Origin of the sequence: Epilithonimonas sp. JDS, assembly GCF_021261315.1 — a bacterium.
Taxonomy (GTDB): Bacteria; Bacteroidota; Bacteroidia; order Flavobacteriales; family Weeksellaceae; genus Epilithonimonas.
The window spans coordinates 190,656-205,224 of the sequence record NZ_JAJSAX010000005.1 but is presented as its reverse complement, the minus strand read 5'-3'; the positions used below and the strand labels follow the sequence as shown (position 1 = coordinate 205,224).

Annotated in this window: 16 protein-coding genes; 9 read left to right on the top strand and 7 right to left on the bottom strand. The window is 37.2% G+C overall.

Going from position 1 to position 14,569, the window contains the following annotated elements; all coding sequences use genetic code 11:
- Positions 1-365: 365 nt before the first annotated feature.
- The 4 genes from LUD75_RS14780 to LUD75_RS14765 all read right to left on the bottom strand — a co-directional run bounded on the left by LUD75_RS14780 (position 366) and on the right by LUD75_RS14765 (position 2,335).
- Positions 366-893: a hypothetical protein gene (locus tag LUD75_RS14780; RefSeq protein ID WP_232706589.1), complete on the bottom strand. Its 528-nt coding sequence runs from the start codon at positions 891-893 to the stop codon at positions 366-368.
- The gene (locus LUD75_RS14775) at positions 880-1,596 is read right to left on the bottom strand and encodes a serine protease (RefSeq protein ID WP_232706588.1); all 717 of its coding nucleotides are present in this window, start codon (positions 1,594-1,596) and stop codon (positions 880-882) included. The genes LUD75_RS14780 and LUD75_RS14775 overlap by 14 nt, the downstream gene beginning before the upstream one ends.
- Before the next feature lie 121 nt (positions 1,597-1,717).
- Positions 1,718-1,903: a hypothetical protein gene (locus LUD75_RS14770; protein WP_232706587.1), complete on the bottom strand. Its 186-nt coding sequence runs from the start codon at positions 1,901-1,903 to the stop codon at positions 1,718-1,720.
- Between the two features lie 123 nt (positions 1,904-2,026).
- Positions 2,027-2,335: a hypothetical protein gene (locus LUD75_RS14765; RefSeq protein ID WP_232706586.1), complete on the bottom strand. Its 309-nt coding sequence runs from the start codon at positions 2,333-2,335 to the stop codon at positions 2,027-2,029.
- A gap of 747 nt (positions 2,336-3,082) precedes the next feature.
- Here LUD75_RS14765 and LUD75_RS14760 point away from each other — a divergent pair.
- The 3 genes from LUD75_RS14760 to LUD75_RS14750 all read left to right on the top strand — a co-directional run bounded on the left by LUD75_RS14760 (position 3,083) and on the right by LUD75_RS14750 (position 5,268).
- Positions 3,083-3,634, top strand: a complete 552-nt coding sequence (locus LUD75_RS14760) for a hypothetical protein (protein WP_232706584.1) — start codon at positions 3,083-3,085, stop codon at positions 3,632-3,634.
- A gap of 30 nt (positions 3,635-3,664) precedes the next feature.
- The gene (locus LUD75_RS14755) at positions 3,665-4,186 is read left to right on the top strand and encodes an STM3941 family protein (RefSeq protein ID WP_232706583.1); all 522 of its coding nucleotides are present in this window, start codon (positions 3,665-3,667) and stop codon (positions 4,184-4,186) included.
- A gap of 80 nt (positions 4,187-4,266) precedes the next feature.
- Positions 4,267-5,268 (top strand): SDR family oxidoreductase, encoded by a 1,002-nt coding sequence (locus LUD75_RS14750; RefSeq protein ID WP_232706582.1) that lies wholly within the window; start codon positions 4,267-4,269, stop codon positions 5,266-5,268.
- Between the two features lie 88 nt (positions 5,269-5,356).
- Here the strand turns inward: LUD75_RS14750 and LUD75_RS14745 are convergent, their stop codons facing one another.
- The 3 genes from LUD75_RS14745 to LUD75_RS14735 all read right to left on the bottom strand — a co-directional run bounded on the left by LUD75_RS14745 (position 5,357) and on the right by LUD75_RS14735 (position 7,658).
- Positions 5,357-5,863 carry a hypothetical protein gene (locus LUD75_RS14745; RefSeq protein WP_232706581.1) on the bottom strand — a complete coding sequence of 169 codons (507 nt, stop codon included), beginning with the start codon at positions 5,861-5,863 and terminating at the stop codon, positions 5,357-5,359.
- A 15-nt stretch (positions 5,864-5,878) separates the two neighbouring features.
- Positions 5,879-6,478, bottom strand: coding sequence for a hypothetical protein (locus tag LUD75_RS14740; RefSeq protein ID WP_232706580.1), 600 nt, complete (start codon positions 6,476-6,478; stop codon positions 5,879-5,881).
- Between the two features lie 145 nt (positions 6,479-6,623).
- Positions 6,624-7,658, bottom strand: a complete 1,035-nt coding sequence (locus LUD75_RS14735) for an acyl-CoA reductase (RefSeq protein ID WP_232706579.1) — start codon at positions 7,656-7,658, stop codon at positions 6,624-6,626.
- Between the two features lie 49 nt (positions 7,659-7,707).
- On the opposite strand from LUD75_RS14735, the gene LUD75_RS14730 reads away from it, so the two are divergent.
- The 6 genes from LUD75_RS14730 to LUD75_RS14705 all read left to right on the top strand — a co-directional run bounded on the left by LUD75_RS14730 (position 7,708) and on the right by LUD75_RS14705 (position 14,535).
- Positions 7,708-8,058, top strand: coding sequence for a 4Fe-4S dicluster domain-containing protein (locus LUD75_RS14730; protein ID WP_232706578.1), 351 nt, complete (start codon positions 7,708-7,710; stop codon positions 8,056-8,058).
- 77 nt (positions 8,059-8,135) lie between these two features.
- Complete coding sequence (serC, locus tag LUD75_RS14725; protein WP_232706577.1) at positions 8,136-9,191, top strand: 3-phosphoserine/phosphohydroxythreonine transaminase; 1,056 nt, start codon at positions 8,136-8,138, stop codon at positions 9,189-9,191.
- A gap of 181 nt (positions 9,192-9,372) precedes the next feature.
- On the top strand, positions 9,373-10,329 hold the full coding sequence (locus LUD75_RS14720) for an NAD(P)-dependent oxidoreductase (RefSeq protein WP_232706576.1): 957 nt from the start codon (positions 9,373-9,375) through the stop codon (positions 10,327-10,329).
- 2 nt (positions 10,330-10,331) lie between these two features.
- A complete protein-coding gene (locus LUD75_RS14715; protein WP_232706575.1) occupies positions 10,332-11,573 on the top strand; it encodes a DUF1015 domain-containing protein in 1,242 nt (413 codons plus the stop codon).
- 240 nt (positions 11,574-11,813) lie between these two features.
- On the top strand, positions 11,814-14,018 hold the full coding sequence (locus tag LUD75_RS14710) for an ATP-binding protein (protein ID WP_232706572.1): 2,205 nt from the start codon (positions 11,814-11,816) through the stop codon (positions 14,016-14,018).
- Positions 13,999-14,535 (top strand): biliverdin-producing heme oxygenase, encoded by a 537-nt coding sequence (locus tag LUD75_RS14705; protein ID WP_232706571.1) that lies wholly within the window; start codon positions 13,999-14,001, stop codon positions 14,533-14,535. Before LUD75_RS14710 ends, LUD75_RS14705 begins: the two co-directional genes overlap by 20 nt.
- Positions 14,536-14,569: the final 34 nt, after the last annotated feature.

Sequence of the window (14,569 nt, the reverse complement as noted above, 5' to 3'; positions counted from 1 at the left end):
TTGTTACTTTATATGAGATGTAAAAAAGCACAGATCAAATCTGTGCTTTTGGTACTTTTGCTAGTGTGAGCTTCTCAATGGGCACGAGCAAGATGATCGCGCCAGCGTGGGTTTGTTACTTTGGATTTGATGTAAAAAGCACAGGTTTGATCTGTGCTTTTATATTTTCGCTAGCGCGAGCTTCTAGCTCGTGTTGTTTATTAATGGACACGAGCAAGATGCTCGCGCCAGCGTGGGTTTGTTACGTTAGATTGAGAAGGAAATGTGGAAATGAAAAAGCACGGATTTGAATCTGTGCTTTTGACTTTTTTGTTTCTTGCTACTAGCAAAATTACATCGGTATAATATAATTGATAGGTAAAATATTAATTTATATAATACTTCCAAAAATTGTTTTTGTCAAAGTAATTAAACCCATTTTCCGAATTTGGTTCCAAATGCCCAATAAATTCGTTTGAAGTACTAAAAATAACATAGCCATTCAGATTATGTTTAACTGCAAACATTGAGAATTCATTTTCGGTGTTATAGAAAATAAATATTTTTTCAATCATAATAGCGAAATGTGTTACTGTGTTGGAATTGGCATCAAAAATATAATATCCCTTGATATTATCATTAAAAATAGGGTTTATATCCCTATTAAAATAGGGATTAATATTTCTATTAAATACTGGATTTATATTCCTATTAAAAAAAGGATTTATATCTCTGTTAAAAACTGGATTTATATCCCTGTTAAAAACTGGATTTATATCTCTGTTAAAAACTGGATTTATTTTTCTATTAAAAATAGGATTTATATCTCTATTAAAAACTGGATTTATTTTTCTATTAAAAATAGGATTTAAAACTCTATTAAAAATAGGATTTCTATCTCTATTGATTAGCATACTCTAATTCTTTTAAAATTATATCCAAAGGTAAGCATATTGCATAACCTGAATTGAAGAAATCTTGTCTTGATAAAGATTTTTCATGTTTGTTTCTCCACTCGGTTATAAAAGGCACAAACCTGGAAACAATTCCAATTATACTAAATTCATCTCCGTTCTTTTGCAAAACCGGACCTCCGCTGACTCCATAATATGCGATTGAATCAATAATGAAAGTTTTATTCTTAATATTTTTGCCTGCAACAATGCCATATCGTAATAAAGGACTATTTATCTCATAAAATTCTGTGGATGTTAAAGAATATGGAAAACCTACTTGAAAAATAGTTGAGCCGATTGTTATACCCTCGTAGTCAGTCAGATTTTGTAGACTTGGTATAGATATATTTTCACCTATATTTTCCACGTGATATTCTGGGCTACCAGTTAATTTAATTAATACTATATCTAAATCAGAAAAAGTTTTGACATTTTGTTTATTTAATAAAATTGTTGCATCATAGTATTGGTTAGTTAAACTATCATAATTCCTAGATATAATCCAAGTATCTGAAAGCAATGTATTTTCATCATAAATAACGTGCTTAGCTGTTACAATATACTCTATTTGTTCATGGATTAGCCTAAATCCTGACCCTATTGATTTGCCAGATTCAACACTTAAAAATGTGGAGAAGCTTAAGTTTTCTAATGTTATCATTTTCAATATTTCAGTTTCCTTATTTGCATCCTAAAATTATTATATCTTTCCAAAATCTCAATGATTTAAAAATTTGCTTGCTTTTATAAATTAATCAAATATAATTCAATTACTCACACATTCACAAGAATTCACCAATTCTTACTGATAAGCTCTTATCATTTCCATCACTCTCCACAAAAAAACCACCTCCAGCCACTTCACAAGTGGCTAAAGGTGGTCTGCATAGTGTCAAAAGGTGGTTGGTCAAGTGTCTGTCGGCACTTGTGCAAGTGGTCTCAGGCAGTTGCGAAGTACTTGGAGGCACTTAGGTAAATGGTTCCGGACACTTATGCAAGTGGTTGCAGGCAATTCGGAACCTGCTTCAGACACTTACCCCACGTGTTGCAGGGACTTCGGAACGTGGGATACCCCCCTCCCGAACCACCCCTTATTCGGTTTTGTCCACATCCGTATTGGGCGGCGTGATGGGCGCTCCCGCGATGAAGAACTGTTTCATATCTTCATAGATCACTGTGGTGCCGGGCATATTCTCTCCTGCCAGATATTTCACATTTCGGTAGAACGTGATGGCGTTGTGATAGTTGTCAAAATCCAGAAGGATCTTGGTGTCAGAAAGCTGCTCTGCTATGGAGTTGATCCGTTGAAATCGGCTTTCCAGCTGCTGCCTTGCTGCAAAATCGCGGTCAAATTCTGCCTTGTCCAGGAAAACAGGAACGAACATGATGTACTGTTCCATATAGTTTTTGGCCATATTGACAAAAAGTTTGTTTTGCTCGGCGATGCTGCCGTACTGCTGTCTCTGCTCGGGGGTCAGGTTGGTGGTTTTGCCTAAAAGTACCTCTTCTATCAGAGCAATTCCCTGATCTAATTTTTCAAGTTCATCCTTAGTGAACTCTAAACTAAATAAATTTTCTAAAGCCATGTGTTTGTGGTTTTTAATGATTAATAAAATATTTTAGATACACACCAAAGAAATTATAAGAATTTCCATCGCCCAAACGGGCTTCACACCATCCTGTAATTACATACGGATGGGATGACATTTGAGTCGGATTTGTCTGGAAAAGCTTGTTTGCTGATGTAAAGTCACTGCCACAGAAAGGCAGAATTGGGATTCTGGAATCATTAGAATATCATTTGTGTGTCTTACAAATATATTTAAAATTTTAATACAGAAAATGATTTGGATTAATATTTTTTAGAACAATCTGATCCTGCCAACAGCGATGGATACAATGATTATACAAAATCGATGATAGGTTTAATAATCTGGATAAATTAGGATTGAAAATTAAAACAGCGGAGAATGAAGCCTTTACACATTTCCTTCCTCAGCAGCTGTTCCAAGGTCTAAATTTTGCTAATAGAGACAACTTAAAGAAAAATGCTTTTTTTCCAATAGACATCGGCATTTTACATCATTCGGAACCAAATTAATCTGTGGTTTAAAATCAATCATAAACTTTAAATTCAATAAAAAATTATGAAAAACGTTAGCAAAACTTTTACAAACTTCTTCGCATTTGCAGTGCTTATTTTATTTTCTTTGTCTGTGCTATCCTGTGCAGAGCCGGCCGAACGGTTTTTCGGTACCGCCATTTTGAATACGAATGCCATCGGTGATTTTGCAACGCCCACGCTGGCAAAACATATCAATGATGAAACCACCGAGTTTCCGGACATCCCATCCAGCAAAAAGAAAGGTGATGAAGCCGGGAAACTTGTACAGAACAATATCTTATACATGGAAAAATCGCTTAGTGACATTAAAGCGCTAAACGCCAATTCTGAAGACCGGAAAGCGATTAAGGAGAAGTCGATTGCACTTTATGAATTCGTGATTCCTGTTTATAAAAATGAATACACCAACTACGCAAAACTCTGCGATACAAAAGCCGATCAGGCCAGGAAAGACGAGCTAGCCTACTCGATAGAGCAAAAGTACGGTGCAAAGTTCGAAAAGATGTACACCGAACTGATGGAAATCGGAAAAGTCTTTGCTGCGGAAAACAAGCTGGATGTTAATTGGAATTAAACAGAAAATCTTCACATTTAAATCATAACAATGGAATTCTACAGAGACAGAAAAAAATCACTCAACCTAATCCTGATTTGCTCAGGAATATTAATCGTTTCGATCGCCACATTCCTCTACAGTATTGGTTTGTTTGATGATCACGTGGGAACAAAGCTGGCTGCTGTCAGCGGATTGTTCAGTATCATTCTGGCGATTATCATTTTCAGGAAATTGTTTACCCTTCGGGATTCAGCGCCTTTGGTTATTCTAAGCAGTGAAGGACTTATTTCGAAAACTACCGCTGTAAGTAAAGCTGCAGGACTGATTCTTTGGAAAGATATTACTAATGTCAATTTAGAAAAAGTCGGTGCCGATACTTTGATTACGCTGACAGTTAAGAACTCGGATCATTATCTTCCATTAATCAAAAAGAAACTATCCGGAATGATCACCAATGGTTTGGCAGATGCCAATGGAAATCTGCCTATCAGTCTAACAGCCTCGGAACTGACTGTCAATGCGGAAGAATTATTTAACACCATCACAAATTTTAGAAAAGAAGTAGGATAATCTGGTACGAAGCCAACTTGGAATGTTGATTGCTTAAGATAAAATTTAAATCAAAACATTAACATCAAATCACAATTTATATGGACGATCAAATTACAAGAAGAGAAGCACTCGACAAACTCATAGACATTATTACGCCTGAAGAATCTACGGAAAATCAGGAAAACATTCAGGAAGAACCTCTTACGAGCCAAGGCAATTCCAATCTGGAAGATCCAACTACAAAACATCCCAAACCACCTTTCAACAAACAGTTTCAGCCATTCCCAGGATTAGCTGGCAAGATGGATCCGGTTCCCGATCACGGTGAAGAAAGCTATGTAGGTTCAGGAAGACTGACTGGCCGAAAAGCCCTTGTAACAGGCGGTGATTCCGGGATTGGCCGTGCTGCAGTTATCGCATTTGCGAGAGAAGGTGCTGATGTTGCGATCAATTATCTGCCGGATGAGGAATCTGATGCAAGAGAAGTTGTAGATCTAATCACAAAAGCTGGCAGAAAAGCAGTTGCAATTCCAGGCGATCTGCGTGATGAAGCGTTTTGCCAAAGATTGGTTTCCGAAGCGGTGATTCAATTGGGAGGACTTGATATTTTAGTCAATAATGCCGGGCATCAAAAAAGCAATCAATCGATTCTGGATATCAGTACAGAAGATTTTGACAGAACGATGAAAACGAATCTCTATGCGCCGTTCTGGATCATTAAAGCAGCACTACCTCATTTGAAACCGGGTTCCAGCATTATCGGACTGTCATCAGTACAGGCTTATGATCCTTCTGCCGATCTTTATGATTATGCACAGACAAAGGCAGCAACCACAAGTTATGTGAAATCATTAGCAAAACAATTAGGTCCAAAAGGCATCAGAGTAAACGGTGTAGCGCCGGGACCAGTCTGGACCGCACTTGAAGTAAGTGGCGGACAAACGCAGGAAAAACTGGTGGAATTTGGTGGCGACACGCCATTGGGAAGACCGGGACAGCCTGCAGAACTGGCTTCGATATTTGTACAATTTGCTGATAACAACGGGAGTTTTGCAACAGGACAAATCTACGGTTCGGCTGGCGGAAGCGGGCAACCTTAAGATATTATTTACTTCTACATTTTAGAATTGAAAAAGACCGTAATGAATTTTACGGTCTTTTCTTTTTTATGATTATTTTTTTTTAAGATTACTGCAATTTCCTTACAGAGACATTTGGCTGTTCTCCGGCCGGCACAATGAAAATAGCATTGTCATTTACAGAATCGCCAATATCCAGATAATAGGAGGCGATGATTGGGATTATGGAACTTTCATATTTGCCATCTTTTGTGTAAGCCCAATAAGTGACATTTACATTTTGAGGTTTTAATTTTAAATCCAGTTTTTTGGAAGTTAATTTTGCACCCGTTGCATTGATGCAGTTAAGCTCTACCAACGCCGTATTGGTAACAATTTGAGGTGCGTTGCTCATTCGGATGTTGTATGCTTTCTGAGAGTTGTTGACCAGATTGGCAGAAACTTTATAGCGGTCAAAGTTTTTTCCGCCCACATTTACAGACTCCTTATTCAAGACGCTGAAGGTTACAGCCAATCCGTTCAAATCTACCGTTTCGCCGTCTGCAATTTTTTGAGCTTTTGTGAAAGAAAATGAGCATAGCAAAATCAATATTGCTAAAGAAGTTAGATTTTTCATAATTATTTATTTTTATTAGAAGTTGTATATTTTGGATTGATTTCGATCTTTAAAAATTGAGATTGATTTAGCATCCGGCTCAGCTTTGCTGTCTTTTACAACAGAAGGATTGGAGGGATATTTACCGTTTTCATATTCCAAAGCTTTCCATTGTCCTCTGTTTTTTGTATAAATTACTTTCCATCCGTTTTTGGTGTCAGGACTGATGAAAAGCGGTGTTTCAGTCACTGTAAATCGGTTAATGATATTCAGATCCGAATCTAAAAGAGCCAAGGAACAGCCGCCGGATCCACAAAAGTAAGGTGTGAAAAAATTGACGAATACTTCTTTTTTACCATCATTGTTGAGATCAATTTCCTGATAAGAAAACTTACGTTCGGCGCTGTCGATTACTTTAAGATCTTCAGGTTTAAGATACTTTGTTGTAATTACTTTTTTAATATTTTCAGCCAAATCTTTTTCAGAAGAAGAAACAGAATCGACTTTTACGATCGAATCTTTCTTTGGCAATTCATTAGCTGTAGAATCATCTTTACTGGTTTTACCACAGGAAACTGCACCGAAAATGAGAATTGCACTGAATGCCGCTTTTGTAAAAATCAGATTCTTCGTCATATTGAAATTTTAATAACTAAATTAAAAATAATAATTAATATGGTTGCTGTTTTCGTAAAAATAAAAGTTAAATGTGGTTTTAATTTGCTAATAAAAAAAACGGAAACTTTCGAATCCGTTTATTGTTTACGTTTAATTTAACTGGCTAGATCACACTCAAAAAAGCCATCGTATCCACATCATCCGCATAAGTGTCTAACGAAGGATTCTGAGTTTCTCCAAAACCAATAGACTCCAATCCTAATTCCGGTTTCGCAACTATGGCTTGGATTTCTTCTCTGTTATCTTCCACGAATTTCTTCGCATCTTCCAAACTTTCATATCGTGAAAAATTGACTACTGACAAGGGACTGAACAACTTCTCATCCTCTCTTAGCATCACAAAATTATTATCCCAGAAAAGATCTTGATTTAAAAGATAAACCGCACGATTATAATCGTAATTATTAGCGTATTTATTATGATTAATGACATCCTGATATTTGACGAAGTTTTCAAATAAACCATCCACTTTCATCTCTTTTGGAAGCAAAAGTTTGGTCACATTTCTGCAACCCAATCCGAAATATCGAAAAATATCATCTGCTAAAAGCTGAAGTTCTTCGACTGTTTCATCACCTTTCAAAACAGCGATGGATGTTCTGTTTTTTCGAATAATACTGAGGTGATTTTTAAAATAATATTCCAGATATCTCGCTGTATTATTACTTCCGGTTGCAATCACGGCATCGAAGTTTTCCAATCTATCAACGATTTCAAATTCAATATCATTATTAGAAAATTCTTTCCATAAATCTAATAGAAATGGCAGCATCAATTTGTCTTTAGAAGATAATTTGATGATTGGAATATGATTGCTCAAAACCACAGAAATGATATCGTGAAATCCAACAATCGGAATATTCCCGGCCAGAATCAAACCAACCCGTTTTGGTGTATTCGACAATTCATATTTTGATAACCAGTTTTCAATATTTTCTTTCGTGAAAAGTCCTGCCCATTGTTTCAGATTATAACGTTGATTTTCCAAAGTAAACCAAGGATTTTCAATCTCAGAACGCTTCATCAGATAAGCCATTCGCTCTTCTTTCTCACTGTAATTTTCATCATCTTTTTGAATAAATTCGTTGATGAAATTTCCTAATTTTTCGAGTCCCAAAATTTTGTTTTCGTTCAGCATAGCTGGCTTTTTTTTTGTAATTTTGCACAAAATTAAAAATAAAATAGCAATGGCTATCAAGATAACTGATGAATGTATCAATTGTGGCGCCTGTGAACCGGAATGTCCGAACACCGCCATCTATGAAGGAGCAGTAGATTGGAAAGCTTCCGAAGGAACCGATTTGAAGGGAATGGTAGTTCTTTCTTCGGGACTTTCTGTAAATGCAGACGCTGCGCAGGAACCTGTTGCGGATGATTACTACTTCATTGTAACAGACAAATGTACCGAATGTAAAGGTTTCCACGAGGAGCCTCAGTGTGCTGCAGTTTGCCCTGTTGACTGCTGCGTTCCCGATGAAGACAATGTGGAAACCGAAGAACAGCTTCTGGCGAAAAAAGCATTCCTTCACAACGAGTAGCACATTGCTGATGGCTTTTTGCTATTAGCTTTTAATACTTCTATAACCTAAATCCTAACACCTAATCACTTATATAAATGAAAAAACATAATTTCAGCGCAGGTCCAAGTATTTTACCACAGGAAGTTTTCCAAAAAGCTTCAGAAGCAATTCTAGATTTCAACGGTTCAGGATTATCACTTTTGGAAATCTCTCACAGAAGCAAAGATTTTGTTGCAGTAATGGACGACGCTCGTGCTATCGTGAAAAGATTGATGAATCTGGGCGATGATTATGAAGTTTTGTATTTGCAAGGTGGCGCAAGTCTTCAGTTTTTGATGGTTCCTTACAACCTTCTTTCTGTTGACGGAAAAGCGGCCTACACCAACACTGGAACTTGGGCAGCAGGCGCAATCAAGGAAGCGAAGATGATTGGAAATGTAGATGTAGTGGCGACTTCCAAAGAAGCTAACTATTCTTACATTCCGAAAGAATTTAAAGTTGGTTCAGAGTACGATTATTTCCATTGCACTTCCAACAATACAATTTTTGGAACGCAAATGAAAGAATTCCCGAAAGTTGATACACTTTTGGTTTGCGATATGTCTTCCGATATTTTCAGTAGAGAATTGGATTTTTCTCAATTCGATTTGATTTATGCAGGTGCTCAGAAAAATATGGGTCCAGCTGGTGCAACCTTAGTAGTTGTTAAAAAATCGATTCTTGGAAAAACAGGCAGAACAATTCCTACTTATTTGGATTACGCCGTTCATATCGATAAAGAATCAATGTCCAACACGCCGCCAGTTTTTGCAGTTTATGCGTCCTATTTGACCTTAAAACATTTGGAAGATAACGGAGGAATTGCAGCTGCTGAAGCGAGAAATAATGCTAAAGCCAAATTGCTTTATGACGAAATCGACAGCAATCCAAACTTCCAAGGTGTTTCTGCCATCGAAGACCGTTCTTTTATGAATGTGACTTTCACTTTGACAGACGAATCCAAGCAAGAAGCATTTGATGCAGCCTGGAAAGCAGCCGGAATCAGCGGACTGAATGGTCACAGAAGTGTCGGCGGTTACAGAGCAAGCATCTACAACGCAATGCCGATCGAAAGTGTGCAGGTTTTAGTAGATGTTATGAAAAGCATTTAATTAAAAATCCCCTTTAAATAATATATTTAAAGTAAAAATATACAAAACGTCTTCATCAATTTGAAGACGTTTTTTTGTTAAGTTAATGTTAATTTGGGAAAATATCGTATCTTAGCACACCTTGAAATTTAGCTCAAACAATTCAGGGAAACTCAATTATAAAAGCATTTTTGAATTAAACATGATTGTATTAGCCAATGATGGGATTTCCGAATCGGGGATTCAACTTTTGAAAAACGCCGATATCACGGTTTTGGAAAGCCGTGTTTCGCCGGAGCATCTCAGCAAATTCATTAATGAAAATAATGTAGATGTTCTCCTCGTAAGAAGTGCGACGCAGGTAAGACAAAATCTGATAGACGAATGTCCAAACCTTAAAATAGTTGGACGCGGCGGCATCGGGATGGATAACATTGATGTAGAATATGCCATTGATAAAGGTCTTTACATTATCAACACGCCAAAAGCTTCCTGCAAATCTGTCGCAGAACTCGTTTTTGCACACTTCTTTTCTTTAGCAAGATTTCTTCATGAGAGCAACAGATTGATGCCTTTGGAAGGAGAAACCCACTTCAATGCATTGAAAAAATCCTTTAATAATGCTTCAGAACTTTCCGGAAAAACATTGGGTGTTATCGGAATGGGAAACATCGGATTGGAAGTCATTAAGATTGGTATTTCTTTGGGAATGAAAATCTTAGCTTACAACAGAACGCCGAAAACAAGCAACGTTGAAATTACTTTCTTCGATGGTCAATCTGTAAATTTTGAAATAAAATCAGTAACTTTAAATGAAGTTTTGGAAAATTCCGATTTCATAAGCCTGAATACAGGTAAAACTGATCAATATATTATTGACACCAACGAATTCGCAAGAATGAAAGACGGTGTTTTCATCGTGAATGCAGCAAGAGGCGGCGTCATCAATGAAGTGTCTATGATCGATGCAATCGAAGATGGAAAACTTGCAGGAGCAGCTCTAGACGTTTTCGAGAAAGAACCGAGCCCGGAAGTGGAAATATTAATGAACGCAGGAATGTCACTTTCTCCACACGTTGGCGGAAACACAATAGACGCGCAAAACAGAATTGGAGAAGAATTAGCCATTCAAATTATTAAACTGAAAGATCAAATATAAATATGCCAGTATTTAAACCCTTTAAAGGAATCAGACCGAACCACGATTTTGTGGATATTTTTCCGACTTATTCCTTGGATAATTTCACTCAGGAAGAGATCAACAAAAAATCTCAGCAGGACAATTCCTACATCCAGATGATCAAACCTGCTGTTGTCAGCAAATCAAAAGATATTGACAGAAACTTCAGAAAAATCCGATCCAACTATGAAGAACTTTTGGAGGAGAAAAAACTGACTCAGGACGATTCCTCTTATTATTTATACGAGCAGACTTTGCCTGACAAAAGCAGTTTCCGAGGTCTTTTGGGACTTGTAAGTGTGGACGATTTCTGGGATGGGAAAATCAAAAAACACGAATCTACAATCACAGAACGCAGGATGAAAATGGCGCATTATCTGGAGAAAGTTAATCTTCAGGCAGAGCCGGTTCTACTTACCTATCATTCCAATTCCAAAGTAGAATTACTGATGACGCACGAGCAGAAAAATGTTCCAATCATCAATTATAAAGATGAAAAAGGTGTGAAACATAAGATCTGGAAAATCGATAACCGACTGAAACTTCAGCAGTTCAAGGAAGTTTTGGATCCAATAGATTCTTTCTACATCGCAGACGGACACCACAGAATCGGATCCGTTGCAGAATATGCTAAAAAGCAAAGAGACAAATACAAAAGGTCGCACGGGACGGAGCATTACAACTTTGTTTACAGCTTCATTGTTTCCAATCAATCGATTAAAATTAATGACTACAACCGTCTTTTGAATGATTTGAATGGCTTGTCTAATGAAGAAATTCTTGACAAACTAAAAGAAGATTTCCAAATTCACGACAAAGGTGAAGCGCCTTATTTTCCTTCGCAAAAATTCCATATCAGTATGTATTTGGATGGCAGATTCTACAGCCTTCACGTGAAGCACAACATCCGTGAGGAACTTAAAAATGAGAATGACCTGGATCATCATTTGGTAGACAAATATATCTTCGAAAAGATCTTTGGGATTACCAATGCAAAACATACCGACAAGATTACTTACCTGAAAGGAACTTCCGACACGAAAGGAATTGAGGAAATCAAGGAAAAAGTGGATTCTGGAGATTACAAAATCGGTTTTGGCATCTACCCGATCAGCTTCAATGATCTTCTTAAAATCTCTGACAAAGAAATCAAAATGCCTCCAAAATGTACCTTGATTGAGCCAAAACTCATTACAGCATTGATGATGTACGATATGAAATAGATAGAAACTCCTATATCTTCCTAAAAGACGTCAACAAAATTGGCGTCTTTTTATTTTGAATTGTTACAATTAATTTATAATTAATTTATTTTCAAATACTTATAAACACTTACCCAGCAACCAGTTGACCGAAAAAACTTTGGCATCTGATTCATTTTTATTCATATCTTTACATCATTAACATAAGTATATTTTTACTTTGGAATCACAAAAAAAATTATCAAAAAAGTAAGAACAAAAATGTATCCAAAGGAATATATAAACTGCGACCAGGAACCGATTCATATCTGCGGAGAAGTTCAAAAATATGGCTATTTATTAGGCACCAAAGATTCTAAAATCAGTTTTTACAGTGAGAATGTTCTGAATCTTTTTTCACTAAATCCCAACTTGGTTTTAGGACAGGACATCAACACACTCTTTAATGATCTGCAGCTGGATATCAACTGGGATAATTTCTCAGACAGTCAGGAGCTTGCAATCCAGCATATTAATTACAAAGAAGAGCAATACACGCTTTCCATACATACCAATGAAGGTTTTACTTTTTACGAAATCGAGAAAGTAATTCCTAATCATAAGATCAATCAGGAGTATAAAGCAATTCAGAATATTCTCAGAATGTCCAATGACGAGAATATCTGGAAACTTTTGTTGCAGGAAGTTCAAAACATCATCGATTTTGACCGTGCGATGATCTATCAGTTTCTGTATGATGGCAGTGGCGAAGTGGTAGAAGAATCTGTAAAACCAGGTTTGGAAAGCTATCTTCATCTCCACTATCCCGAATCCGATATTCCGGCTCAGGCAAGAGCTCTTTATCTTAAAAATACTGTCCGCATTACCTCTCACGTTTCGGGAGAAACCTATCCTATATACGGTGTAAAGAAGGAAAATATAGACCTTACATACAGCGTTACAAGATCTTCATCGCCAATTCACCGCCAGTACCTTAAAAATGCGGGAGTCGAATCCAGCTTCAGTACTTCGATTATTGTAAATGGGAAATTATGGGGTTTGGTAGCATGCCAGAATGCTGAGCCAAAACATCTCGATCTTCAATCCCGGCTATTGGTTGAAACCTTGACCAGAACGGCAGCAAATGCCTATGGATCTTACAGATCGCTGCAGACTCTGGAAGATTATCAGAGAATTAATCTTAATAACATTTCGCTTCGTCACAATCTTTCTAGTGAAGAGAATTTTGGAAAAGCGCTCGAGAACAGTATTGATGATGTTAAAAATGCTTGTGAAGCAGACGGAATGATCATCAAAATCAACAACGAAATCATCACCTCCGGAAACGTTCCGAACCATTCTGATATCGAAAAGATCATCAACTGGAGCAAAGATAACAATCAGAATTTCGAAGAGAATATATTCATTTCCAACACATTCTGCAAAACCAGCGGACTGGAACTGGACAACTCCGAAAAAAGCTGCGGTATCATTATCAGCGTCCTTGGAAGCAACACTTCCGATATGCTGATCTGGATGCGAAAAGAACAGGGACAGAAAATAAAATGGGCAGGAAATCCTGAAAAAGAAACAGTTTCTGAAATAAAAGACGGTGTAGAAATCATCAAATTCTCGCCAAGAAAGTCTTTCGAAGTGTGGAAAGAATATGTGAAAGATACCGCTCTGCCTTGGAAAACCAGAGAAATAGAATCTGCAAAATGGATCACTTCTGTGATCTTGAAGGCTTCTCACACCAAATCTTCACAAATCCTTGATCTTAATAATCAGCTGAAAGAGCTGAATCAGGAGTTAGATTCTTTTTCTTACACAATTTCTCACGATTTGAATACGCCTCTGACTGTCATCAAATTGAATGCGCAGCTGATGAAAAGGCTGATACAATCCGACGACAATACTCATAAATATCTTGATAATATCGTGACCCAGGTGGATTCTATGAGCGATATGATCAAGAACGTACTGGAGCTGAGCAAGATCAAAAAATCTGAGATTGAACTCAAAAAAATTGAAGTTGATGATCTGATCAACAGACTGGCTGTAGAATCAAAAATCAGTTTTGATTCGCCGCATACTGAGATTATTATAGAAAATACACCGGAAGTTTTGGGTGATCCGACGATGGTCTATCAGGTTTTCGGCAATGTCATCGGAAACGCCATCAAATATTCTTCAAAATCTTCCAAGCCAACAGTGAAAATCATTGGTGAAGTTTCTGAGAATGAAGTGATGTACAAAATATCTGATAACGGCATTGGGATCGATAAACAGGACGCCGGCAAGATGTTCAAGATTTTCAGCAGAATGAGTAATGCGACAGCTTTCCACGGCAATGGCGTTGGCCTTAATATCGTGCAGCATCTGATGGAGAAAATGGGCGGCGAGATCAGCTACGAAAGCGAAAGCGGCATTGGGACAACCTTTATTTTAAAATTTCAAAAACCTGATTATGATTTCAGTATTTCTTAAAGAACAAACTAAACAACAACACGACGATACAGAAGCAAAACTGCAGTCACAAAAGATCTTCGACAAATCTTACACGCTGGACGATTACAAAAAGCTGCTGATCCACAATTATAAATTAATCAACCGATACGAACCGCAGATCCAGGATCAACTGAAAAATTATCCTGAGTTGAAATTAGATTTAAGAAGTAAAATCAACGCTCTTAAAACTGATCTCAATAATCTGAATATCGAAACGGAAACCGGAGTTCCCACTCAAAATCTTGAAAACGAAGCCGAAGCTTTTGGTGCTTTGTACGTGATGGAAGGCTCTACTTTAGGTGGAAATGTCATCGCAAAACAGTTGAAAAGAAATCCCGAATTTGAGAATGTGGAGTTCAATTACTTCGGAGTTTACGGCGAGAACACAGGACCATATTGGCAGGAGTTCAAGTCGATTATTGATGAGAAGATTACTGAAGAACATTATGACGATTGTGTGACCGGAGCCAAGAAAGCTTACCAATTGTTGTCATAACATTCAAAATAGAACATTTAAAAGGAGCGAAATT

Coding starts and splice junctions, on each gene's coding strand:
- serC (WP_232706577.1), top strand. CDS start 8,136: ATGAAAAAACATAATTTCAGCGCAGGTCCAAGTATTTTACCACAGGAA.
- LUD75_RS14745 (WP_232706581.1), bottom strand. CDS start 5,863: ATGAAAAATCTAACTTCTTTAGCAATATTGATTTTGCTATGCTCATTT.
- LUD75_RS14735 (WP_232706579.1), bottom strand. CDS start 7,658: ATGCTGAACGAAAACAAAATTTTGGGACTCGAAAAATTAGGAAATTTC.
- LUD75_RS14715 (WP_232706575.1), top strand. CDS start 10,332: ATGCCAGTATTTAAACCCTTTAAAGGAATCAGACCGAACCACGATTTT.
- LUD75_RS14780 (WP_232706589.1), bottom strand. CDS start 893: ATGCTAATCAATAGAGATAGAAATCCTATTTTTAATAGAGTTTTAAAT.
- LUD75_RS14740 (WP_232706580.1), bottom strand. CDS start 6,478: ATGACGAAGAATCTGATTTTTACAAAAGCGGCATTCAGTGCAATTCTC.
- LUD75_RS14710 (WP_232706572.1), top strand. CDS start 11,814: ATGTATCCAAAGGAATATATAAACTGCGACCAGGAACCGATTCATATC.
- LUD75_RS14755 (WP_232706583.1), top strand. CDS start 3,665: ATGGAATTCTACAGAGACAGAAAAAAATCACTCAACCTAATCCTGATT.
- LUD75_RS14720 (WP_232706576.1), top strand. CDS start 9,373: ATGATTGTATTAGCCAATGATGGGATTTCCGAATCGGGGATTCAACTT.
- LUD75_RS14750 (WP_232706582.1), top strand. CDS start 4,267: ATGGACGATCAAATTACAAGAAGAGAAGCACTCGACAAACTCATAGAC.
- LUD75_RS14760 (WP_232706584.1), top strand. CDS start 3,083: ATGAAAAACGTTAGCAAAACTTTTACAAACTTCTTCGCATTTGCAGTG.
- LUD75_RS14775 (WP_232706588.1), bottom strand. CDS start 1,596: ATGATAACATTAGAAAACTTAAGCTTCTCCACATTTTTAAGTGTTGAA.
- LUD75_RS14705 (WP_232706571.1), top strand. CDS start 13,999: ATGATTTCAGTATTTCTTAAAGAACAAACTAAACAACAACACGACGAT.
- LUD75_RS14765 (WP_232706586.1), bottom strand. CDS start 2,335: ATGGAACAGTACATCATGTTCGTTCCTGTTTTCCTGGACAAGGCAGAA.
- LUD75_RS14730 (WP_232706578.1), top strand. CDS start 7,708: ATGGCTATCAAGATAACTGATGAATGTATCAATTGTGGCGCCTGTGAA.